This is a genomic window from Roseivivax sp. CAU 1753 (genome assembly GCF_054482575.1).
In genome coordinates this window covers 691,757-714,718 of record NZ_JBTLRF010000001.1, presented here as the reverse complement: position 1 = coordinate 714,718, position 22,962 = coordinate 691,757, and the positions used below count along the sequence as shown (strand labels likewise).

Genomic DNA, 22,962 nt, shown 5'->3' with positions numbered 1-22,962 from the left:
CTTTGGCGCCATGTCCGTGACGACATCATCCAAAAGCGGCCGGTTCGGGCCGGGTCCGTTGTCGTGGCGCGTGCGCGCCGCCCTGGGCATCCTGTTCGTCGTGGCCGCCGCGACGGTGTGGATCACCAACGCGCTGCTGACCGACCGGTTCACCGAGACCACGCGCAACCGCGCGGAATTGCGGCTGGCGCTGTATTCCGGGAACCTGCTGTCGGAATTGCGGCGCAATGCCATCGTGCCGCAGCTGCTGGCGCGCGATCCCGCACTGATCAACGCGCTCAACACGCAGGATTACAGCCAGTCGACCCAGCGGCTGATCTCATTCGTCGAGGAGATCGGTGCCGCGTCGCTGATGCTGCTTGACAGCGAGGGCCGCACCGTCGCCGCGACCGACCGCAACCGGCTGGGCGAGACCCATCGCAACGCGCCCTATTTCGTCGATGCGGTCCGCGCCTCATCGACCGTGTTCACATCGCTGCGCGGCGAGGTCGGCAATTTCACCTTCACCTATTCGCGCCGGGTCGAAAGCCAGGGCGTCGCCATCGGTGTGATCGTGGTCGAGGCCGACCTGGCCAAGTTCGAACGCGCCTGGGCGGGCATTTCAGACGCGGTGCTGGTGACCGACAGCGAGGGGCGGATCATCCTTGCGACAGAGCCGCGCTGGCGCAGCCTGACCATCGAGGAGGCGCTGAAGCGGCAGCCGGCCGATACCGCCATAGAACGGGCGATCCAGGCCACCGCCGACTGGACCGCGCTGCCCGCCGATGCCTATGTCATGGGCGAGGCGGTGATGCGGGTCGATGGCCGTATCCCGTTCCGGGGCTGGTCGCTGACGTCGTTCACCACCTACCAGAGCGTGCGCGAGAAGGTGAACGCGGTGCTGGCACTCGAGATCATGGCCTTCGCCCTTCTGGCGGCACTGGCGTTTTACGCACTGTCGCGGCGCACCGCCTTGCGCGCGGCCCTGTTCCAGCGCGAAAGCCGGGAGTTGCGGCAGCTCAATATCCGCCTCCAGCGCGAGATCGCCGAGCGCGAGCGGGTGCAGGAAAACCTTGCCGTTGCCGAGCAGACGCTGGCGCAAAGCTCGAAGCTGGCGGCGCTGGGCGAGATGTCGGCGGCGGTCAGTCACGAGTTGAACCAGCCGTTGGCGGCGATGAAGACCTACCTCGCGGGTGCGCGCCTGTTGTTGCGGCGCAACCGCCCGGACGAGGCGCTGTCGGCGTTTCACCGCATCGACGATCTGATCGAACGCATGGGCGCGATCACCCGGCAGCTCAAATCCTATGCCCGCAAGGGGCAGGAGGAGTTTTCGCCGGTCGAGATGGGCGAGGCCCTGACATCGGCGCTGTCGATGATGGAGCCGCAGCTGAAGGCGCGCAAGGTGCGCATCACCCGTATCCTGCCCGACCAGCCGGTCTACGTCATGGGCGACCGGATGCGGATCGAGCAGGTGCTGATCAACCTGCTGCGCAACGCGCTCGATGCCACCAAATCGGTGCGCAACCCCGAGATCGAGCTGCTGCTGGCCAGCGGCGAGACCGCGACCATGACGGTGCGCGACAACGGCCACGGGATCGAGGATCTCGATGCGCTGTTCGAGCCGTTCTACACCACCAAACAACCCGGCGACGGCACCGGCCTCGGGCTTGCCATCTCGTCGGGGATCGTCAGCGATCTGGGCGGACGGTTGATTGCCCGTAACGCGGAAAGCGGCGGCGCCGTTTTCGAGATACAGCTGCCCATCATGGCAGAAGACACACAAGCTGCGGAATAAGAACACATGGCTCAGGCAATGAAGATCGCGATCGTCGATGACGAAAAGGACATGCGCCAATCGATCAGCCAATGGTTGGCGCTGTCGGGGTATGACACCGAGAGCTTCGCTTCGGGCGAAGAGGCGTTGCGCAGCCTCGGGCAGGATTATCCGGGCATCGTGATCTCGGATATCAAGATGCCGGGGATGGATGGCATCCAGTTGCTGAAAAAGCTGATGGGGGTGGATTCCGCGCTGCCGGTGATCATGATCACCGGCCATGGCGACGTGCCCATGGCGGTCGAGGCGATGCGGATCGGGGCGTTCGATTTTTTGGAAAAGCCGTTCAACCCCGACCGGATGTCGGAACTGGCCAAGAAGGCCACCAATGCGCGGCGGCTGACGCTCGACAACCGCCAGCTCAGGCGCGAATTGTCCGATGGCGGCCAGATCATGCAGAAACTGATCGGGCAGAGCCCCGCGATGGAGCGGCTGCGCGAGGATGTGCTCGATCTGGGGCAGGCGGACGGGCATGTGCTGATCGAGGGCGAGACCGGGACCGGCAAGACGCTGATCGCCCATGCCCTGCACGCGGTGGGCAGCCGGGCGGGCAAGCGGTTCGTGCTGTTGCCCTGTGCGGCGATGGACGAGGCGGCGCTGATGAAGCGTCTGTTCGGGCCCATGGATCCGGAGGACAGCCGACTGCCCGCCATCGAGGAGGCGCGCGGCGGAACGCTGGTGCTGGAGGATATCGAAAGCCTGTCCGATGCCGCCCAGGCACGGCTTCTGTCGGTGATCAACGATCAGGGCAACCCGCCCGAAACCCGGATCGTGGCGATCTGCAACCTTCAGGACGAGGGCCGCACCTGCGAGACCGCGCTGCGACCGGACCTGTTCTACCGGCTGGCCGCCCTGCGCATCACGGTGCCGCCGCTGCGCCAGCGGGGCGAGGACATCCTGACGTTGTTTACCCGTCTGTCCGAGCAGTATTCCGAGGAATATGGCTGCGACGCGCCGCAGGTCACCGCCCAGGAGGCGGCGCAGTTGTTGCAGGCCCCCTGGCCCGGCAACGTGCGCCAGCTGATCAATCTGGCCGAGCGCGCGGTGCTGCAATCGCGCCGCGGAACCGGCACGATCTCGTCGCTGCTGATGAACGATCACGAGGACATGCAGCCGGTGATGACCACCGAGGGCAAGCCCCTGAAGGAATATGTCGAGGCCTTCGAGCGCATGCTGATCGACAACACCATGCGGCGGCACAAGGGCTCGATCTCGGCGGTGATGGACGAATTGTGCCTGCCGCGCCGGACCCTGAACGAGAAGATGGCGAAGTATACCTTGCAGCGGTCCGACTACCTCGACTGAAGCCTTCGCGGCCCGGGCGGGAGCGAGGGGCCGGCCCCTCGCGCTCCCCGGAGTATTTCGGGTCCGATCGTGAACGGGGCTGCGGGTTCGCGGCGCGGGACGCGGAGATGGCGGGCGGGTCAGCCCGCGCGCCGGATCATGCCATAGAGGTCGCGCGGGTCGTCGGGGTCGGCCAAAAGGTCGAGCGGCGTCGAGAAGGGGGTGTCCCGGATCGCCCGGTGCAGGAAGCGCAGGGCCGAGAAATCCTCGATCGCGAAACCGACGCTGTCAAAGAGCGTGATCTCGGTGGCCGATCGTCGCCCCGGGGCCTGCCCGGCGATGACCTGCCACAACTCGGCTACCGGGTGATCCGGGAGCAGTTGCTGGATCTCGCCCTCGATACGGGTCTGTTCGGGGTATTCCACGAAGATCGAGGACCGGTGCAGGATGCCGGGGGCCAGTTCGGTCTTGCCCGGGCAATCGCCGCCGATGGCGTTCACATGCACCCCGGCCCCGACCATGTTGTCTGTCAGGATCGTCGCGAATTGCTTGTCGGCGGTGCAGGTGGTGAGGATCTGCGCGCCCTCGATGGCGTCTTCGGGGCTGGTGCAGATCGTGACCGCCAGACCCGTGTCGGCGAGGTTTCGGGCGCATTTCGCGGAAGCCGCCGGGTCGATGTCGTAAAGCCGCACCGCGTCGATGCCGACCAAGACCTTCATGGCGATGCTCTGGAATTCGGCCTGAGCGCCGTTGCCGATCATCGCCATGGTCTGCGCGCCCGAAGGGGCCAGGTGTTTCGCCGCCACGCCCGACATCGCCGCGGTCCGCAGCGCGGTCAGGATCGTCATTTCGCTGAGCAGCACCGGATAGCCCGTCGCCACATCGGCCAGCAGACCGAAGGCGGTCACGGTCTGCAGCCCGTCGCGGGTGTTGCCGGGATGGCCGTTGACGTATTTGAAGCCATACATCTCGCCATCCGAGGTCGGCATCAGTTCGATCACCCCGACCGGGCTGTGCGAGGCCACGCGCGGGGTCTTGTCGAAGCTTTCCCAGCGGCGGAAGTCGGCCTCGATGGTGTCGGCGATACCGAGGATCATCGTCTCGAGGCCGAGATGGTGGATCAGCCCCATCATGTGATCGACGGAGACGAAGGGCACGAGCGCCTTGTCGGAGGGATCGGTTTTCATGGCGGGCCTCAATAGATGCGTTGCGTGGGGCGGTCGAAGACCTGGCGGCCAAAGGCCGAGGCGGCGAGATCGACCATCAGCTGGGCTGTCCGGCCGCGCTCGTCCAGCATCGGGTTCAGTTCCACGAGGTCGAGCGAGGTCATCAGCCCGCTGTCGTGCAGCATCTCCATCACCAGGTGGCCTTCGCGCACGGTAGCCCCGCCCGGAACCGTGGTGCCGACCGCAGGCGCCACCGACGGGTCGAGAAAATCCACGTCGAGCGAGACATGCAGCGCCCCCCCGGCGGCGGCGACATCGTCGAGAAAGGCGGCCAGCGGGCGGCGGATGCCGTCTTCATCGATGGCGCGCATGTCGTAGCGGCGGATGCCCGAGGCCGCGATCGCCGCGCGTTCGGCGTGATCGACCGAGCGCAGCCCGATGATGCAGACGTTTTGGTCCGGCACCGGCGCGGCGACGGGCGGGAAGGCGTCAAAGCCGGGGCGTCCGGTCGCATAGGCCACCGGCGTGCCGTGCAGGTTGCCGCTGTCGGTGGTCAGCGGGGTATGGAAATCCGTATGCGCATCGAGCCAGAGCACGAATTGCGCCCGCTCGGTGCGTGCCGCGTGGGCGGCCACGCCGGAGAGCGTGCCCATGGACAGCGCATGATCGCCGCCCATGAAGATCGGCGTGCCGCGCGCCATCGCGTCCTCTGCGGCGCGGGCCAGGGCCCGGGTCCAGCCGACGGTTTCGGGCAGGGCGTGCAGATGCGGCTCTGCCGGGACATCGACCCTATCGGGTGCCACGTTGCCCAGGTCGACGACCGTGTGGCCAAGGTCGCGCAGCGCCTCGGGCAGCCGGGCCGTCCGATAGGCATCGGGCCCCATCAGGCAGCCCGCGCGGCGCTTGCCGGAATCCATCGGAGCGCCCAGAAGCAGGATCGTCGTCGGTGTCATGTGGACCTCGTCAGATGTGTTGGAGAATGCGTTCGCTGCCATTATCCGCCGTTTCGCGCAGGTGTCACCTTGGCAAATTGCGCGGAATGTCGGATCTTTCGCCAGAACGGCAGCAGGAGGTTCCGAAATGGACGCAACGGATCACAGCATTCTCGCGGCGTTGCGGCGCGACGCTCGGGCGTCCTATTCCGATCTTGCCGCGACGCTGGATTTGTCGCGGACCACGATTCGCGCGCGGGTGGACAGAATGCGCGCCGAGGGTCGGATCCTGGGCTTCACGGTGGTCCTGAAGGAAGATGTCGCGCGGGATCCGGTGCGGGCGCTGATGATGATCGGGATCGAGGGGCGCGGTACCGACCGCATCCTGCGGCACCTGTCTGGACTGCCCGAGGTGCGCGCGCTGCACACCACCAATGGCCGCTGGGATGTGATCGCCGAACTGGGAACGCCGGATCTGGAGCGTCTGGACGCGGTGCTGAACGACATTCGCGCGGTGGGTGGCGTGACCACCAGCGAGACGTCGCTGTTGCTGGCGACCAGGCGCAGCAGCTAGGCCTCAGCCTTTGCGAACCGCCGCGATCCAGAGACCGGCCAGCACCAGCGAGGCGAGCATGTTCCAGCTTGCCATCGACAGGCCCAGGAATTGCCAGGCGATCTCGTCGCAGCGGATGAGCGGTGCGTTCATGATCTGCGCCAGCAGGTCGTCGGTCGACATCCCGTCAATCGCGCCCGAGGTGCAGGTATCGGGCCCCGGCCACCAGCCGCGCTCGACCCCGGTGTGATAGCCGCCGATGGCCGCGGTGGTCAGTGCCGCCAGCGCGCCCAGCGCGGGCAGGGCGCGGCCCGCAACCGGCAATGCGATGGCACCGATGACGATCGCCGCGACATGCGGGTAGCGCTGCCAGTAGCACAGCTTGCAGGGCGGCAGGTCGCCCAGGTACTGAAAGCCGAGCGCGCCCAGCATCAGCACCAGAGAGCCGCCCGCGGCCAGAAGGATCAGGAGGGTGCGTGTCATAGCACCCGCAACACCATGAACCCGCCGACAAGCGCAACACAGAAAAGCGTGAAGACGAGGCCGAGCCGCTTCTCGATGAACTCCCGGATCGGCGCGCCGAAGGCATAGAGCAGCCCTGCCACGATAAAGAACCGCGCCGCGCGGGCCACGATGGAGGACAGGATGAAGGGCACCACCGGCATCGCCGTCCAGCCCGACATGATGGTGATGACCTTGAAGGGAAATGGCGTGAGACCGGCGATCAGCACCGCCCAGACCCCGTATTCGTTGAACTTCGCGTTGAAGGCGGTCATCTTGTCGCCCTTGCCGAGCGCCTCGAGGATCGGCGCGCCGATGCCTTCGTAGAAGAATGCGCCGATGGCATAGCCCAGCAGCGCGCCGGCAACCGAAGCAACCGTCGCGACCAGCGCGATCAGCCAGGCCCGGCGCGGTGCCGCAAGGATCATCGGGATCATCATCACGTCCGGCGGGATCGGGAACACCGAACTTTCGATGAAGGACACCGCCGCCAGCAGCCACAGGGCGCGGGGATGGTCGGCCAGGGCCAGGGTCTTGTCGTACGTCGCGCGCAGCATGAAAGCGTCCTTTGAATTTCGCCTCTCTGATCACGCCCGCCCGGCAGCGTCAAGAAAGCCCGATTCCCGTCTGGACGAAGCGTGTCAGGATCGCTAGAGAAGCCGCGCGTGCCCGAGTGGCGGAATGGTAGACGCAGGGGATTCAAAATCCCCCGGTGGCAACACCTTGTCGGTTCGAGTCCGACCTCGGGTACCAGTCTTTTCAAAAGCTTATTTGTTGAAAGGACGGGCACGCCCTTTGGGTTTTGCGCCTCTTCCAATCTGCAAAACCGCATCGCGTTGTGACCCGGTGCAGTTGCCCGCTCCTTTCGGGAGTCGCTTTGACCGGCCACGAACCAGTTTCGGCAATGTCGTCTTGCGGCGAAGATCTGCCGGGGCGGTCCCGGGCGTCTTGTCTCAGCACACTGCCACGATTGCTCAAAAAGGTCGGTATGGCCTTCGCCTTGCGGGTGCTTGAGCGCAAGAGGTCGGCATTTCTTGGCCAGGAGCGCGGCGAACTCCAGAACATGCTGACGGATCAACTGATCGAAGCGCTGGGCGATCGTTACGAGACCGTGGGCGGGCATATCAAGGCTCTGGCGGACAATGGCGACGTGGTGATGTCCGCAGATCAGGCCAGGGGCGCACCGCAAACCCTCAAGACGCTCCGCCCCTGGGGAAATCGACGCAGCACGTTCAGGAAATTCGCGGCTGAGCTCGGCATTTTTGGGGAGAGTAGTTTGGTTGGCAGAATTACTTTCATGTCGATGCGGTTCGGTCGGGCCAGAACGACGACACCCCCGAGGAAGTCGCCGGCACCAATGGACCCAAGCGGCTTGGCCCGCAGAGCCGGGCCTGCGACAGGGTCCGACAGACAAGGCGGGCAGGGGGGGGGGCGACAAGGACGACCACGTCCCCGCGAAGCCCTTTGCCAGGTCCGGCGACAGCGGTGCCGCGCTTCAGTCCCGCTCCAGATCATCCCCGGCTGTCACGCCGCCAATCAACTGGTAGGACAGCAGATCGGCAATGTCCTGCGGCGACCGGACCAGCGGACGCACCGTCGCCTTGAGGCCCTTGCGCCGGGCCGCCTCGCGCCGCTCGATCCCGATCGCGGCGTCGAGTCCGATGAAGGTGAAGGTGATCGCGGCCCCCGCCGCCGCCTGCGCCACGCGCGGCAGGTCGACAGGCAGCACCGACCCGATCCGCGGATAGCCGCCGGTGGTCTGGCTTTCCGCCAGCAGCACGAAGGGCGTGCCGTCGCCGGTGACCTGGATGTCGCCGGGCACGATGATCTCGGACAGGACCGACAGGCCCGCGTCGCTTTCGAAGCCGCGACCCTCGGGCACCATGCGCACGCCCATCCGGTTGCCCCGGGTGTCCCGGGTAAAGCGCGTGGACTCGAACCGCGCGCGTTCTGCCGGGGCGAAAAAATCGGTCTGAAGGCTGGGCACCACGCGCACTGCGCCGCCGTCGAAGCGCTGTTCGGCATCGATGGTCATGCCGGTGCGGCTGCCGCTGTCGGGGCCGACGGGCAGCGTCTCGCCCGCCGCGACCAGCGCGCCGAACCCGGCGGCCAGATGCGCCGACCGCGCGCCCAGCCGCTGCGGGGTGGCAAGCCCGCCGCCCAGGTGCAGATAGCCGTAGACCCCGCGCTCGACCGGACCGATGGACAGCCGCGCGCCCCTGGGCAGCAGGTGGCTGGCATTCCAGGCAAGCCGCGCGCCATCCATGCTGGCCCGCATCGGCGCGCCGGTCAGCGCGATGCGCATGTCGCTGTCGGCCTCGAAGTCTCCGCCGATGCCCGCCATCTCGAGCGCGGCCATCACCGGCTGCCCCAGCAGCGCCGCCCCCTCGGCAAGGGCGAGCCGGTCCACCGCACCGCTGCGCGACAGACCGAAGGCAAGATAGCCTTCGCGACCCAGATCCTGCACCGACATGCCCGGGCCCGCGCGATGCACGATCAGATGACGGGTCATGACACGGCCCTTGATGTGGCGCCGCCGTCGGGGCCGTCTGCCTGCAGTCGCGCAAAGGCCTCGGGCGCCACCGGGTCGAACTGCACCTCGTCGCCGGGGCGCAGCACGAAGGGGGTATCGCTGTCGGGGCGGAACAGTCTGAACGCCGTCTGCCCGATATGTCGCCAGCCGGTGGGCGTGGTGACCGAAAACAGCACCAGCTGGCGCACCGCGACGACCAGCGCGCCCATCGGCACCTTGTCGGTCAGCTGGCTTTGACGCGGGAGGTCCCAGGCCTCGGGCAGGGCGCCAAGATAGGGCTGGCCGGGGGCGAAGCCGATGGTCTGCACCCGCACGCAAGTCTCGGAGATGGAGCGCACCGCCTCTTGCGCGCTCATGCCGGCGGCCTGTGCCGCCTCGTCAAGCTGCGGTGCCAGTTCGGTGCCGAACACCGTGGGGATACGCCAGAAGCGCCGGCCCTCGGGCAGGGCCGCGCCGTACCAGTCCTGCGCGCCGAGCAAGGTCGCCACGGCGGCGCGCAGTCCGGCATGGTCCGCATGCACCGGATCGAAGCGCAGAAACGTCGAGACAAGCGAGGTCGAGGTTTCCGCGATCCCGTCGGGGCCGTCGCGATCCAGCGCCGCGCGGAAGGCCAGGGCGGCCCGGTTTGCCGCCTCGCTCAGGGTATCGCCGAAACTGACCAGCAACCCGTCGATGCCGACCGACCGGATTTTCGGCCAGTCACCTTGCGATGACGTCGTCATGGCAGTGCCCCGACCGGCATCGGGGCGACCGGCGGCATGGCCCGCCCGGCGACACCCCCGGTCCGCGCGGCATCATCAACCGCGTCGATTCCGCTGAAAATCGGTGGGAACGGTGGCATGATCGCATCAAGCTCCAGCAGGGCCTGCAGCAGTGCGGATATTTGACGTCCCGCCGCGCGCTGCCAAGGCTCGGATTGAGGGTGCAGAGGATCATGGCGATCCCCCTGAATGCAAGTGCTTCGCGGTCACCCGGCACTCAACCGGCACCGCAAGTGCCGCAATCGAGGCCGCAAGCGACCCCTGGGGACCGACGCGCTGTCCGGCGATCGCGGCATCAGACCGCGACAGGCCCCGCCTGACCATCGCCGCGCATCGGGCGCCCGAAAGGTGCCGTCGCGCGCGGGTCAGCGCGCCGGATGGGCGCACAGGCACGGCGCGTGCCCGGTCCTTCGGGGGGCGGGCCCGTCACAGATGTGGCGAAATGTGGCCATGCCCACCGCTGATTCGGGGGGCTCCGACCCTGCACATTCCGGGGGTTTGGCATCAATGCCGCGGACCGGCGGGGTATTGGTTCACGAGCTTGAACAAAGGCCCGGGGCACCGCGGCACTTTTAAGGCAGCGCATCGGTCGGCCATGATTGGGCGGCGTTTTGTGTCGCATCCGGAAACAATACCGGAGCAAACTCGGCAGATATCGCGAATTTCGTTAAAAATGTGCCCGGAATCCAGCTTTGGCGGAAACAATGGCCCCTGAAACGCCGCCCAAGTACCGGCAAGTTTCTGCCTCTGTTGCCGCCATCTTGCCGGTTTCAGACACTTTTCCAACAATTTTCGCTTTGTCCCGGCGGCGTGATCCCGTATCTCTAATGCAAGCCCAACTGGGGGGCGACATCTGCTGGTCACGGGGGCGACCACCAAAAAACGGACATCCTGCTGGATGAATCGGAGAGTGTGGCCCGACAATTGTCGGGATGCCGCCTGAGCCCTTGCGCGCCGTGTTTGACGCCGCGCCAAGTCTCCCCGACGTCTTGCCTGCGATGACCGCTGGAATTTGAACGGCGCGCCTGGTGGGCCGCTACCGCAATAGCGGAGACGGGACGGGCGTCCCTCGATGACGAAAGGGTTAGAACATGGCTGATCTCGTATTGGATTGGACAGGGTCGGGTTTGAACCGGGTCAGCAATGGCCCCGGCGAAGATGGCGCGGTTTCTATCGACACCGGAGGCGTCGCGGTCGATGTGGATTACGATTCGCAGTCGGACAGCTCGACCACCTACATCGTCGATATCAACGGGTATGTGGCACCGGGCGAAGTTTACGCCCCGGATTCCCACCTCAAGCTTTACGCGGAAGGCAACGACACCGGGACGCCCTCAGCCCTGCCGACGTCGGTCACCACCTTCGATTTCCGCTCGACCGATCCGGCCTATGGCGACAGCGTCCAGAACGTCAGCTTCCGCCTGAACGATATCGACAGCGGTCCGCAGGACCTTGCGGTGGGCCCCGGGCCCGGCTTCCAGGATCAGCTCACCATCGAAGCCGTCGACGCCAACGGTGTGCCCGCGACCATCGTCATCACGTCCTCGGGTGCGGCCACCGTCACCGGCAGCACAGCGATAGGCCAGGTCACGACGAACTTCGACGATCCCAACGGCTCGCTTCTGGTCGAGATCGAAGGACCGATCCAGAGCATGACCTTCATTCAGGATAATGGCGGCACCGCGCAGCAGACCCTGCTGGTGTCGAACATCCACTTCTCGACCACGGATGGCGGTCCGGCCAACCAACCCCCGGTGGCGGTCGATGACGAGGCGGATGCCGACTTCGAGACGCCGGTGATCGTCGATGTGTCCAGCAACGACAGCGATCCGGACGGCGACCCGCTGACCGTGACCGGTGTGACCAATGGCACCAATGGCACCGCTGAGGTGAACGGCGACGGCAACGTGGTCTACACCCCCAATGACGGCTTCGTCGGCGACGATACCGTCACCTACACCATCGACGACGGCAACGGCGGCACCGACACGGGCCAGCTCGTGGTGACCGTGGGGACCGCGCCCAACCGGCCCCCGGTGGCGGTCGATGACGAGGCGGATGCCGGCTTCGAGACGCCGGTGATCGTCGATGTGTCCAGCAACGACAGCGATCCGGACGGCGACCCGCTGACCGTGACCGGTGTGACCAATGGCACCAATGGTACCGCTGAGGTGAACGGCGACGGCAACGTGGTCTACACCCCCAATGACGGCTTCGTCGGCGACGACACCGTCACCTACACCATCGACGACGGCAATGGCGGCACCGACACGGGCCAGCTCGTGGTGACCGTGGGAACCGCGCCCAACCGGCCCCCGGTGGCGGTCGATGACGAGGCCGAGACGAATATCGGGACACCCGTGACCGTCGATGTGTCGGACAATGACAGCGATCCGGACGGCGACCCGCTGACCGTGGTCAGCGTCGGCACGCCGACAAACGGCACCGCTGAGGTGAACGGCGACGGCAACGTGGTCTACACCCCCAATGACGGCTTTGTCGGCGACGACACCATCACCTACGTGGTCGACGACGGCAATGGCGGCACCGATACCGGCGAACTGGTGGTCAGCGTCGTCGATCCCGAAGGCCGCATCGACACCGATGTGTTCCCCGTGCCCGCAGCCGATCAGCCCTTCGACCCGCTGGACGGCTTTGACGAAGATCCCGATCCGCTCGACGATCTCGACGTGGTGGACGGCACGGGCGGCGCGGACGTGATCTCGACCGGCGACGATGCCGACACGATCATGGGCAACGGCGGCGACGACACGATCTACCCGGGTATCGACGACGACGTGGTCGGCGGCGGCGGCGGCAACGACTACATCGAGGATGTTCAGGGGTCGGACACGATCCGAGGCGGCGACGGCGACGACACCATCATCGCAGGCGTCGACACCTTCTCGGATTACGAGAATGACGACCTCAACCTGCCGATCACCGTTGGTGGCACCACCTTCACCAGCGACCCGAACCCCAATGACGGGCGTGACTACGTCGAGGGCAACCTGGGCAACGACCTGATCTCGACCGGCGACGATGCCGACACCATCGACGGCGGCGGCGGCGACGACACCATCGCGGCGGGCATCGACGACGACCTCGTGATGGGCGGGCAGGGCAACGACATCCTGCTGGGCGGCCATGGTTCGGACACGCTTGACGGCGGCCAGGACGACGACCTGATCGACGGCTCGGCGCCCGCATCGCTCGAGATCACGGACGATGCCGATCCGCAGCCCGAAAACGACCGCGATCTGCTGCAGGGTTTCCTCGGCAACGACACGCTGATCGGCGGCGACGATGACGACACGCTTGAAGGCGGCTCCGGCATGGACCAGCTCGATGGCGGCATCGACGAGGACCTGCTTTCGGGGGGCGATGACGACGACACGCTGGTCGGCGGCCAGGGCAACGACACGCTGAACGGCGACGGCGGCAACGATGACATCGACGGCGGCGCCGACCGCGACACCATCATCGTTTCCTCGGCTTCCGAGGGGGCGGGCGACACGGTTCAGGGCGGCAATGCCGGCGACGACTTCGACACGCTGGACCTGTCGGGTGTGGGTGAGAAGGACGTCGACTGGCGCCTCGTCAACGAGCGTCCGGACGATGACGGCCCGGGCGTGCCCTCGAACGGCATCGACGGCACAATCGAATATCTCAATGGCGCGGGCGAAGTCACGGGCTCGATGGATTTCTTCAACATCGAGGAAATCGTGCCCTGCTTTACCCCCGGCACCAAGGTGGCCACGCCCCAGGGCGAGCGCCTTGTGGAGGAGTTGCGCGAAGGCGACCGGATCATCACCCGCGACAACGGGTTGCAGGAAATCCGCTGGGTCGGTCGCAAGGACCTCACCGGCTTCCAACTGGCGCGCAAGCCCCACATGAAGCCCGTGCTGATCCGTGCCGGAAGCCTTGGCAACAACCTGCCCGAGCATGACATGCTGGTCAGCCCGAACCACCGGATGCTGGTCAACAACGACAAGACCGCGCTCTACTTCGAAGAGCGTGAGGTTCTGGCGGCAGCCAAGCACCTGACCGGTCTTGACGGCGTGGACGAGGTGTCGGCGCTGGGCGTCAGCTACATCCACTTCATGTTCGACCGTCACGAGGTCGTGCTGGCCAACGGTGCATGGACCGAAAGCTTCCAGCCCGGCGACTACAGCCTCAAGGGGATCGGGAATGCACAACGGAACGAGATCCTCGAACTGTTCCCCGAGCTTGCGGAAACCGAAGGGCTTCAGGGCTACACCTCTGCGCGGCGCTCGCTGAAAAAGCACGAGGCACGGCTTCTGACAAAATAAACCCGTCATTGCAGCGGCTCGAAGCGCCGCTCAAGGACCGGTTGCTTCGGGTAGGATACGGGGCGGAGCGCGTGGGGCGCTCCGCCCCGCATTTTTTCGCGGCGCAGGGTGACAACGCAGGGCCGCGCCCGCGGCGTCGCCTGCCACCCGCGCCCGTCGCGCGCCAGTCCGTCTTGCGGGGTCAGTCCGGCGCGCTGCTGCCTGCCTGGCCCGCGCGCCACTGCGCCCAGTCCTCGGGGGTGTCGAGATCGACAAGGGCGCGCCTGCCCGACAGCGGGACGAGGACGCGGCGCGGCAAGTTGGCGCGCAACACGTCGCGCGCACCGCGATCGCCGGTCAGCGCCATCAGCGCGGCACGGCAATCGTCGGGAAAGATGACCGGGTGTCCCGGCTGACCGTCGTCGCTTGTGGCCTGCACGATCCTGCGCCCTTGGTGGTCGCGGAAAACATCCGCCAGACGGCGCAGATCGCCCGCGTCGATTTCGGGCATGTCGGCTGGCAGGATCAGTATGCCGGTGGGGGTATCGGGCAAGGCGCCGACCGCGCGCACCAGCGACCGCGCCATGCCCAGGGCCGCATCCGGCACGGCAATGCGAACCGCGGTCAGACCGTCAAGCGCATCGGCCCGCGGCCCGCTGTCTGACGGCAATGCCACCACCACCAAATCCGAGACCGCCTGCGCCGCCAACACGATCCGGCGCAGCAGCGGCAGGCCTTCGACCGGCTCGAGCAGCTTGTCGCCGCCGCGCATGCGCTTTCCGAAGCCCGCCGCGGGAATGATGCTGCTGACACCCTGCATGTGGCCTGTCCAACCCGATTATGACCGCCGCTGCGCGGTTTTTCGCCAGTTTCACCGGGTATCTTTGCTTGCCCGCCCGGGCGGGTCCAGAGAAATTGACAGTCTCAAATGCGTGTTTTATCAGACAGTTTGGGCCGTTTCGCATGCTTTGGCCATTGATGCGCATCCCGTACGGCGGGAGCGTGCGTAACCGCAGAAGTGCCGGATGGCGCGACCTCTGCACAGGATAACGATGACATCCGTGTTGACGGATCGGTAGAAAGGCATGCCAATGCGCGCCCCAACACCCAGCAATCAGGCCGAACGGCTGGAGGAATTGCGCGAATACGCGATCCTCGATTCCGAACCGACAGAGTCGTTCCAGTCCATTGTCGAACTGGTCAAGGAAATCTGCGATGCGCCGGTGGTGCTGGTGTCTTTCGTGGATGAGAACCGCCAGTGGTTCAAGGCCAGCTGCGGCACCGACATGACCGGAACCCCGATCGAGAATGCAATCTGCGGCCATACCATCCTGCAGGAGGACGTGCTCGAGATAGAGGACACGCTGAAGGATGTGCGCACCGCCGACAACCCGCTGTGCCTCGAAGGTCCCGCGCCGATGCGCTTTTATGCCGGTGCGCCGCTGATCTCGGAGCGCGGCAACGTGCTGGGTTCGCTATGCGTGATCGACACCCGGCCGCGCAGCCTGACATCGACGCAGCGCATCGCGCTGAAGATGCTGGCGGGGCAGGTGATGCAGCTGCTCGAGTTGCACAAGAGCCTGAAAAACGAAGAAATTCTGCGCAGCGAGATTGACCACCGCGTCAAGAATTCCTTGCAGACGGTATCAAGCTTCATCCGGATCTACGGCGCGCGTGCGAAAAGCGTTGAGACCAAAGAGGCGCTGTCGGCCATCGCGCGCCGGGTGAATGCCATCGCGCAGCTGCATGCCGAACTCTACAACACCAACGAACTGAACGTCATCCGGCTCGATCATTACATCGCCCGGGTGGTCGATCTTCTGCGCCCGCAACTGGCGGCCAATGTCGTCATGCAGACCGATCTGAAGCCGTTCAAGACCGAAAGCCGCAAGGCCTCGCAGGTGGCGATGATCATCAGCGAATTTGCCGCCAACGCGTCGAAACATGCGTTTCCGGACGGGCGCGATGGCCTCTTGACCGTGCTGCTCGAGCCGACCGAACACGGGGGTCTGCGACTGGTCTGCGAGGATAATGGCATCGGCAATCAGGCCACCGTGCTGCACCGGGACGACGACGAGATCGCCTCGATCGGCATGCGCCTGATCGAAAGCGCGGCGGACCAGATCGGCGGCAAGCTCGAGATGCGGGCGGACGCGGGCGGCTACCGTCTCGAACTGGTCACCCAGCCTCTGCAGGAAGAGGTGCCATATCTAGTGGGCGCACTTTCAGCCGAGTGACGCGGTTGTTCTCGCGCGCGACCACCTCGAAGCGGAAGCCGTGGAACGCAAACGCCTGACCCACGGTCGGGATCATCTGCGCCTCGTGAATGACCAGACCGGCCACGGTGTTTGCCTCGTCGTCGGGCAGTTGGTGATCCGTCGCCCGGTTGAAGTCGCGGATCGTCATCAGCCCGTCGATCCAGTAATGCCCGTCGTCGGCCATGGTGATCGCGTGATCCGCGTCGGGGTCGAATTCGTCGGTGATCTCGCCGACGATCTCTTCCAGGATATCCTCGAGCGTGATCAGCCCCTGCAACGCGCCGTATTCATCGACCACCAGCGCAAAATGCGTACGGCGGCGCAGGAACTGCCGCATCTGGTCGTCCAGCGATGTCGAATCGGGGATGAAATACGGCTTCATCGCAACCTTGCTGACCTTGAACTCCTGCAATGCCTCCATCGAGGCCTCGGCTCCCTCCATCAGCTTGTACATCGCCCGAAGCAGGTCCTTGGCATGGATCACACCGATGATGTTCTCGGGGTCGTCGCGAAAGATCGGCAGGCGGGTATGCGGGCTGTCGAGGCATTGTTGCAGGATCGCCGAGGGGTCGCTGTCGGCGTCGATCATCTCGATCGCCGAGCGGTGCAGCATGATCTCCTCGACGGTGCGGTCCGACAGATCGAGCGCGCCGAGGATGCGGTCGCGGTCCTCTTTCTCGACGATGCCTTCGGAATGGCCGAGGTTGAGCGCGCCCGCGATTTCTTCGCGGACGGCCAGAACCTGACCGTCGGGGTCGGTCTTGACGCCGAAGAGCCCAAGGATACCGCGCACCAGCACCCGGACCGCGCTGACCATGGGCGAGAAGACAAGGATCACCACCTGGATCACCGGAGACACGCGGCTGGCCGCGGCCTCGGGATTGGTGATGGCATAGGTCTTGGGCAGCACCTCGGCGAAGATCAGCACCAGCAGCGTCATGATCAGCGTCGCCAGCGCCACCCCCGATTCGCCGAAGAGGCGGGTGAACAACGCCGTGGCCAGCGACGTGGCCAGGATGTTCACCAAGTTGTTGCCCAGAAGAACCGACCCGATCAGCCGCTCGTTGTCCTCGGTGATCTTGAGGGCGCGTTCCGCCCCCTTGTCGCCCTTGTCCATCGCCGCGCGCAGCTTGCCGCGCGAGGCGGCTGTCAGCGCCGTTTCAGAGCCCGAAAAGAACCCGGACAGGACAAGCAGCCCGAGAATGGAGACGGAGGTGATCCAGAAGGCAGCGTCCAAGGTCCGATGGTCCCGTTTGGTGAAAGGTCATGCTGTTATGTGGTCGCAGGCGCGCGGCGACAAGGGGGGGTGCTCAGTCGCGGGCCATCGGGTGATGCTCGAGCACCAATTCGCGCAGGCGTTCTTCAAGCACATGGGTATAGATCTCCGTTGTCGCAACATCCGCATGGCCTAGAAAGGTCTGGATCGCGCGCAGGTCGGCGCCGTTTTCCAGCAGGTGCGTCGCGAAGGCATGGCGCAGGGTGTGCGGCGTGACCTTGGCGGGCGAGACGCCGCCAGCCACCGCCAGATCCTTGATCAGCGCGTAAAAGCCGTGCCGCGTCAGATGTCCGGCCTTGGACCGCGACGCAAAGAGGTAGCTCGACGCCTTGTGTCCTTCGGCGCGGCTTTCCTCTTCGGCGGCCTCGCGCAGGCTCAGCCAGGCCGCCAGCGCCGCGCGGGCAGGGGGCGACAGCGGCACCATGCGTTCCTTGCCGCCCTTGCCGCGAATAAGCAGCATCCGCGGATCGCCCTTGGCCGCCGACAGCGGCAGGCTGACCAGTTCGGTCACCCGCATGCCGGTGGCGTAGAGCAGTTGCATCAGGCAGGCGTTCCGGGCGCGGTCCTCGGGCTTGCGGCCATAGGCCTCGGCGGCGTCCAGAAGCCGGTCCACCTCGGCGACCGACAGGGTCTTCGGCAGCCGCTTGTCCCGTCCCGGGCCGCTGATCTGCACCGAAGGATTGTCGCTGCGCAACCCTTCCTCGAAGGCGAACCGGTAGATCTGCTTGATCGCCGACAACCGGCGCGCCCGCGTCGACTTTGCCAGTCCCTGCGCGTCGCAATGCACCAGATAAGCCTCGATGTCGCCGCGCATGGCGCTGGCGAAGTCTTGCCCGCGCGCCGCCAGCCAATCGGCCACGTCCCCGAGGTCGCGGGCATAGGCCAACAACGTGTTTTCCGCCGCGCCGCGTTCGGCCGCCTGCGCCTCGAGGAAGGCCGAGATCAACCGGGCGTCGGTCACTGCGCGGTGCCGCGCGTGACGTCGAGAAGCGCCAGCTGCAAGGCGGCCCGACGTGCCGTGTCCTCTAGCCCGAGCGCGCGGAACGTGGCCAGCGCATCGGTCAGTTGCTGGTCGTTGCCATCGGCCCCGACCGCAAAAAGACCGATGGCTTGCAAAATGGCCTCGCCCAGTTTGTCCGCTTTCAGCAGCCGCTGGATGGATGCGGGCGGCTCTGCGTCGGTGAAGGCGGCGGCAATCGCCTGCGCATGCGGCAGGTCGGGGGTCTGATCGGGCGCTTCGCCCCGCGCGATGCTCGACAGGAACGCGTTTTCCGGATTGGACTGGTTCGCCCGCGCCGCGGCGCGTTCGAATTGCGGCGACAGGAAACCCGTCTTGATCGACAGGTCATGCGCCTCTCCGGTCAGCGGCAGCGCCAGCAACCGCTCGGCATAAAGCGTCGCGAACGGCACCAGCAAACCTGCGGCGGTCATCTTGGGCCAGACCCGGACAAGTGCCGTCGATACCGAGGTCGGATTGCGGGCCGTCATGGCGATATCGAAACGTTGCAACGCCTCGACCCGGTCCCAGATGCCGCCCGATGCCGCCGGCTGTCGCAGCGAATAGATCCCCAGCAGCCGGTTTTCCGACAGCGTGCCCGCGCGGGACAGCCGTTCCGCGGCGGTCAGTTGCGCCTTCCAGCCCTGATTGCCCGCCAGATCGGTGGCGGCAAAGGCGCGGGGCAGGCGCGCGGTCGACAACGGCTCTCCGATCGCCTCGAACAGGGTGAATTGCAGCACGCTGGGGCGCGAAGGCGGTGGCAGGCCGGGCAGGCCTTCGGACAGTTCCGGATCGAGAAACCGCTCCAGCAGGTCCGCGTCGCGCGCATCGAGCGCGCCCAGTGTGCTTGCGGACTCGTAGGTCAGCATGGCGCGCGGCCAGTCGCCCTGTCGCGCGGCGCAGTAGATGTCGCTGGCCATGTCTTCGCTCAGGCGCGGGTTCTCGGCCAATGCCTCGCAGGGGGCCGCCGGATTGCCCTGAAGCAGCGCCGCATCGAGCCAGAGCGCGAACAGGTCAGGCCGGGTCGGCCCGGCGCGTTCCAGCAGCGCCAGCGCCGGCTCTATCGCGCCGCCGTCGATCAGGCGGGCGACACGCGCGGCCAGAAAGGAGCTGCCGTCGCCGGAGTCTTTCGGCGGATTGGCCTCGGCCAGCAGCAGCGTGTTCAGCAGGGCCGCCATCGCGGGCACCACCGCGTCGCTGGCTGCCACCAGGCGCGACAGCCGCGCAGCGTCGCTGGCCGCCCACAGCGACACCGGCAGTCCGGTGGTGTGGCTGGGCAGCAGGCCGACCGCCTCGATCGAGGGCGCATCCAGCGGCGCGGCCGCGACATCGGGCACCGTCACCGTATCGGCCACCGGCGGTTCGTCGCGCGGGGCGGGTTTCGGGCGACTGGGCGGCGGGGTCGCGGTCGTGGCCAGGGGCGGTCGCGCGTCGTCCGTCAGCCAGTCGATCACCGACAACGGCTCTGTCGCCAGCGCCGGTCCGCCGATCAGGGCCGCGAGTGACGCGCCTTTAATCCACATCCAGATCGACCGGATGGCGAATCTCCGCCTGTGGCGGTGAGAAATCGGCACCGAAGAATTCACCCAGATACGCATAGCCGACCAGCGCGATACCGGCCAGAACAACCAAGTAAAACAGCCATTTGAGAAGTCGCCCCATGGTTTCGCTCGCCTTCTGCCTCGGCATTTTTTTGCACTTATAACTGGCATTCTGAGCGAGTTCACGTCATTCACGCCGAAATCTTTGTGATTGGGCGGCGGATGGCCGAGACAGCGGCTCTCAAAGGCAACAGACTGCGGAAGTCCGTGGTGCTCGTGGGCATGATGGGCGCGGGAAAAACGGCGGTGGGCCGGGCACTTGCGCACATGCTGCGGGTGCCGTTCCTCGATTCCGACGCCGAGATCGAGCGCGCCGCCGCCATGACCATCGCCGAGATTTTCGCGCGCGACGGCGAGACATTCTTTCGTCGCCGCGAAAGCGAGGTCATCGCGCGGCTGCTGGGCGGGCGCCCGGCGATCCTGTCAACCGGTGGCGGCGCCTTCCTGCAAGAGGCCAATCGCAGGATGATCTCGGAGCAGGGCGTGTCGGTCTGGATTGATGCCGATCTCAAGCTGCTGTGGAACCGGGTGAAGCACAAGACGACGCGCCCCTTGCTGCGCACCGACGATCCCTACCGGACCCTGTCCGAGATCTACGCCGCCCGCGTGCCGGTCTACCGCTTGGCGGATCTGACGGTCCGCTCGGAGCCGCAATATTCCATCGAGGATACCGCGCGCCGGATCCTCGAGACATTGTCGGCCCGCCCAGACGTCATAGGAGACACGCCATGACCGAAACCGTCCATGTCGCCCTCGGGGCGCGGGCCTACGATGTCCGCATCGGGCAGGGCCTGATCGACCGCGCGGGCGCCGAGATCGCCCCGCACCTGACCCAGCCGCGGGTCAGCATCGTCACCGACAGCCATGTCGGCCCGGCCCATCTGGCACGCTTTCAATCGGCGCTCGAGGCACAGGGGATCGCATCGGCGGCGCTGACCCTGCCGGCCGGCGAGGCGACGAAAGGCTGGCCGCACCTGCAAACGGTGGTCGAATGGCTGCTGGAACAGAAGGTCGAGCGGCGCGATGTGGTCGTGGCCCTGGGCGGCGGCGTGATCGGCGATCTGGTCGGCTTCGCGGCGGCGATCCTGCGCCGGGGCGTGCGTTTCGTTCAGGTGCCGACCTCGCTTCTGGCGCAGGTCGACAGCTCGGTCGGCGGCAAGACCGGGATCAACTCTCCGCATGGCAAGAACCTGGTGGGCGCGTTCCATCAGCCGACGCTGGTGCTGGCCGATATCGACGTGCTGGACACGCTGACGCGTCGCGATTTCATTGCCGGATACGGCGAGGTCGTGAAATACGGACTTCTGGGGGATTACGCGTTCTTTCAATGGCTTGAGGCGCATGGTGCATCCATTGCCTCAGGCGACGCGGCAGCCCGCCTGCACGCGGTCAAGCGGTCGGTCGAGATGAAGGCCGAGATCGTCGTGCGCGACGAGACCGAACAGGGCGACCGCGCGCTGCTCAACCTCGGGCACACCTTCTGTCATGCGCTGGAGGCCGCGACCGGCTATTCCGACCGGCTGTTGCACGGCGAGGGCGTCGCGATCGGCTGCGCGCTGGCGTTCGAGTTGTCGGCGCGGCTGGGGCTTTGCGCGCAAGAGGATCCGAGCCGCGTGCGGGCGCATCTTAGGGCGATGGGAATGAAGACCGATCTTGCGGATATCGGCGGCGCGCTGCCCGACGCACAGGCGCTTCTGGGGCTCATGGCGCAGGACAAAAAGGTGCTCGACGGACAGCTGCGCTTTATCCTCGCGCGGGGCATCGGGCAGGCCTTTGTCACCGCGGACGTGCCCCAAGACGCCGTGCAGCAGCTTCTGGCGGATGCGCTTAGCGGGCACGCCGCTGCTTGAGCAATTCCAGCGCACGGGCCTGTGTCACAAAGCCCACGATACGCCCGGTGGGTCCGGTGACGCCGATCGCCGGAGCGTCGGCCAGAACGTCGAACAGCGCGCCTGCGCCCCGGCTCATGGGCAGGCAATCCGGTGCCTCGTGCAGGATGTCGCGCACCCGCGCGTCGGTCAGGGTCTCGGGCGCGGGCGCATGCAGCGACGTGCGGGTCACGAACCCCTGCAGGCGACCGTCGCTGCCGATCACCGGAAAGACGTCCTGCGCGCTGCTCTCGGACAGCTCGGCGGCGGCGGCCAGCGGCGCGTCCGGTGACAGGTGCATGAAATCCGAAATCATGGCGTCGCCCACGCTCAGATCGGCAACCTTGGCACGTGCGACCATCTGCGCCAGCTCGGCATTGCCCGCGAGGAAGATGAAGACCCCGATCAGCGGCAACATGAAGCTGCCCGACCAGATCCCGTAGATCGCAAAGAGAACCGCGAAGACCTGACCGATCCGCACCGCCACGCGGGTGGCCCGCAGCCGCGGCACGAAGATCGACAGGATGCCGCGAAGCACGCGCCCCCCATCCATCGGGAAGGCCGGGACCATGTTGAACAGCACCAGCAGGATGTTGACCGACAAGAGCCCACCCGCCAGAGCGCCGATGCCCGTCGTGCCCTCGATCATGCCCATGCCGGGGACCACGCCCAGCAGCAACAGCGTCCCGGCGATGACCACGTTGACCGCGGGGCCCGCCAGCGCGACGGCAATTTCCTGGCCGGGACGTTCCGGCATCCGTTCAAGCCGGGCGATCCCGCCGATGGGCAACAGCGTGATATCGGGCGTCTTGATGCCGAAGCGCCGGGCCATCAACGCGTGGCCGAATTCATGCGCCACGACACAGGCGAAGAGCGCGAGAATGAACACCACATTGTAGAGCGCCGCCGTCACACCGCCGATCGACCACGCGGACGCGCCGATCCAGACGAGCAGCAGAAGGAACGTGCCATGCACCCGCACCTCTGAACCGAGTAACCTGCCGAGGGGAAAAGACCATGTCATGTGGTTTGCCTGTGTCGCTGCAATTGCTTCATAGATGGCCCCCCCGGGACGGAGATACCAGATCGGTGCGCCATATGGTCTGCCACGGGACGGGCCGGGGCGG

At 66.3% G+C, this 22,962-nt stretch carries 19 protein-coding genes and 1 tRNA gene; 8 read left to right on the top strand and 12 right to left on the bottom strand.

Going from position 1 to position 22,962, the window contains the following annotated elements:
- The first annotated feature begins 10 nt into the window (after window positions 1–10).
- Together ACXYMN_RS03240 and ACXYMN_RS03235 are read left to right on the top strand one after the other, a co-directional pair.
- Complete coding sequence (locus tag ACXYMN_RS03240; RefSeq protein ID WP_459011983.1) at window positions 11–1,774, top strand: sensor histidine kinase; 1,764 nt, start codon at window positions 11–13, stop codon at window positions 1,772–1,774.
- Between the two features lie 6 nt (window positions 1,775–1,780).
- The gene (locus ACXYMN_RS03235) at window positions 1,781–3,118 is read left to right on the top strand and encodes a sigma-54-dependent transcriptional regulator (protein WP_459011982.1); all 1,338 of its coding nucleotides are present in this window, start codon (window positions 1,781–1,783) and stop codon (window positions 3,116–3,118) included.
- A gap of 119 nt (window positions 3,119–3,237) precedes the next feature.
- On the opposite strand, the gene ACXYMN_RS03230 is transcribed toward ACXYMN_RS03235, so the two are convergent.
- Both ACXYMN_RS03230 and rocF read right to left on the bottom strand, forming a co-directional pair.
- Complete coding sequence (locus ACXYMN_RS03230) at window positions 3,238–4,284, bottom strand: ornithine cyclodeaminase (RefSeq protein WP_459011981.1); 1,047 nt, start codon at window positions 4,282–4,284, stop codon at window positions 3,238–3,240.
- 8 nt (window positions 4,285–4,292) lie between these two features.
- Window positions 4,293–5,216 (bottom strand): arginase, encoded by a 924-nt coding sequence (gene rocF, locus ACXYMN_RS03225; protein WP_459011980.1) that lies wholly within the window; start codon window positions 5,214–5,216, stop codon window positions 4,293–4,295.
- 127 nt (window positions 5,217–5,343) lie between these two features.
- Here rocF and ACXYMN_RS03220 point away from each other — a divergent pair, with 127 nt between their 5' ends.
- On the top strand, window positions 5,344–5,769 hold the full coding sequence (locus ACXYMN_RS03220; RefSeq protein WP_459011979.1) for an Lrp/AsnC family transcriptional regulator: 426 nt from the start codon (window positions 5,344–5,346) through the stop codon (window positions 5,767–5,769).
- Window positions 5,770–5,772: 3 nt separating this feature from the next.
- Here ACXYMN_RS03220 and ACXYMN_RS03215 read toward each other — a convergent pair whose 3' ends face one another.
- Window positions 5,773–6,231 carry a disulfide bond formation protein B gene (locus ACXYMN_RS03215; protein WP_459011978.1) on the bottom strand — a complete coding sequence of 153 codons (459 nt, stop codon included), beginning with the start codon at window positions 6,229–6,231 and terminating at the stop codon, window positions 5,773–5,775.
- Window positions 6,228–6,806: a YqaA family protein gene (locus ACXYMN_RS03210; protein ID WP_459011977.1), complete on the bottom strand. Its 579-nt coding sequence runs from the start codon at window positions 6,804–6,806 to the stop codon at window positions 6,228–6,230. The genes ACXYMN_RS03215 and ACXYMN_RS03210 overlap by 4 nt, the downstream gene beginning before the upstream one ends.
- A gap of 110 nt (window positions 6,807–6,916) precedes the next feature.
- Here ACXYMN_RS03210 and ACXYMN_RS03205 point away from each other — a divergent pair.
- Window positions 6,917–7,002, top strand: a tRNA-Leu gene (locus ACXYMN_RS03205).
- 742 nt (window positions 7,003–7,744) lie between these two features.
- Here ACXYMN_RS03205 and ACXYMN_RS03200 read toward each other — a convergent pair.
- On the bottom strand, window positions 7,745–8,761 hold the full coding sequence (locus ACXYMN_RS03200) for a 5-oxoprolinase subunit C family protein (protein WP_459011976.1): 1,017 nt from the start codon (window positions 8,759–8,761) through the stop codon (window positions 7,745–7,747).
- Window positions 8,758–9,504 (bottom strand): 5-oxoprolinase subunit B family protein, encoded by a 747-nt coding sequence (locus tag ACXYMN_RS03195; protein ID WP_459011975.1) that lies wholly within the window; start codon window positions 9,502–9,504, stop codon window positions 8,758–8,760. Before ACXYMN_RS03195 ends, ACXYMN_RS03200 begins: the two co-directional genes overlap by 4 nt.
- A gap of 1,130 nt (window positions 9,505–10,634) precedes the next feature.
- On the opposite strand from ACXYMN_RS03195, the gene ACXYMN_RS03190 reads away from it, so the two are divergent.
- Entirely contained in the window at window positions 10,635–13,856 is a 3,222-nt protein-coding gene (locus ACXYMN_RS03190; protein ID WP_459011973.1) for an Ig-like domain-containing protein, read from the top strand.
- A 181-nt stretch (window positions 13,857–14,037) separates the two neighbouring features.
- On the opposite strand, the gene ACXYMN_RS03185 is transcribed toward ACXYMN_RS03190, so the two are convergent.
- On the bottom strand, window positions 14,038–14,655 hold the full coding sequence (locus ACXYMN_RS03185; protein WP_459011972.1) for a nucleotidyltransferase family protein: 618 nt from the start codon (window positions 14,653–14,655) through the stop codon (window positions 14,038–14,040).
- A gap of 271 nt (window positions 14,656–14,926) precedes the next feature.
- Here ACXYMN_RS03185 and ACXYMN_RS03180 point away from each other — a divergent pair, with 271 nt between their 5' ends.
- Window positions 14,927–16,072: a histidine kinase dimerization/phosphoacceptor domain -containing protein gene (locus ACXYMN_RS03180; RefSeq protein WP_459011970.1), complete on the top strand. Its 1,146-nt coding sequence runs from the start codon at window positions 14,927–14,929 to the stop codon at window positions 16,070–16,072.
- Here the strand turns inward: ACXYMN_RS03180 and ACXYMN_RS03175 are convergent.
- The 4 genes from ACXYMN_RS03175 to ACXYMN_RS03160 form a co-directional block, all read right to left on the bottom strand.
- The gene (locus tag ACXYMN_RS03175; protein WP_459011969.1) at window positions 16,014–17,330 is read right to left on the bottom strand and encodes an HlyC/CorC family transporter; all 1,317 of its coding nucleotides are present in this window, start codon (window positions 17,328–17,330) and stop codon (window positions 16,014–16,016) included. The genes ACXYMN_RS03180 and ACXYMN_RS03175 overlap by 59 nt on opposite strands.
- 73 nt (window positions 17,331–17,403) lie before the next feature.
- Window positions 17,404–18,330, bottom strand: coding sequence for a site-specific tyrosine recombinase XerD (locus tag ACXYMN_RS03170; RefSeq protein WP_459011968.1), 927 nt, complete (start codon window positions 18,328–18,330; stop codon window positions 17,404–17,406).
- Window positions 18,327–19,889, bottom strand: a complete 1,563-nt coding sequence (locus ACXYMN_RS03165) for a hypothetical protein (protein ID WP_459011967.1) — start codon at window positions 19,887–19,889, stop codon at window positions 18,327–18,329. The genes ACXYMN_RS03170 and ACXYMN_RS03165 overlap by 4 nt, the downstream gene beginning before the upstream one ends.
- On the bottom strand, window positions 19,879–20,028 hold the full coding sequence (locus tag ACXYMN_RS03160) for a hypothetical protein (RefSeq protein ID WP_459011966.1): 150 nt from the start codon (window positions 20,026–20,028) through the stop codon (window positions 19,879–19,881). The genes ACXYMN_RS03165 and ACXYMN_RS03160 overlap by 11 nt, the downstream gene beginning before the upstream one ends.
- A 101-nt stretch (window positions 20,029–20,129) precedes the next feature.
- On the opposite strand from ACXYMN_RS03160, the gene ACXYMN_RS03155 reads away from it, so the two are divergent.
- Together ACXYMN_RS03155 and aroB are read left to right on the top strand one after the other, a co-directional pair.
- Complete coding sequence (locus ACXYMN_RS03155; RefSeq protein WP_459011964.1) at window positions 20,130–20,699, top strand: shikimate kinase; 570 nt, start codon at window positions 20,130–20,132, stop codon at window positions 20,697–20,699.
- Window positions 20,696–21,817: a 3-dehydroquinate synthase gene (gene aroB / locus ACXYMN_RS03150; protein ID WP_459011963.1), complete on the top strand. Its 1,122-nt coding sequence runs from the start codon at window positions 20,696–20,698 to the stop codon at window positions 21,815–21,817. The genes ACXYMN_RS03155 and aroB overlap by 4 nt, the downstream gene beginning before the upstream one ends.
- On the opposite strand, the gene ACXYMN_RS03145 is transcribed toward aroB, so the two are convergent.
- Window positions 21,795–22,859 (bottom strand): site-2 protease family protein, encoded by a 1,065-nt coding sequence (locus tag ACXYMN_RS03145; protein ID WP_459011962.1) that lies wholly within the window; start codon window positions 22,857–22,859, stop codon window positions 21,795–21,797. The genes aroB and ACXYMN_RS03145 overlap by 23 nt on opposite strands.
- Between the last annotated feature and the right edge of the window lie 103 nt (window positions 22,860–22,962).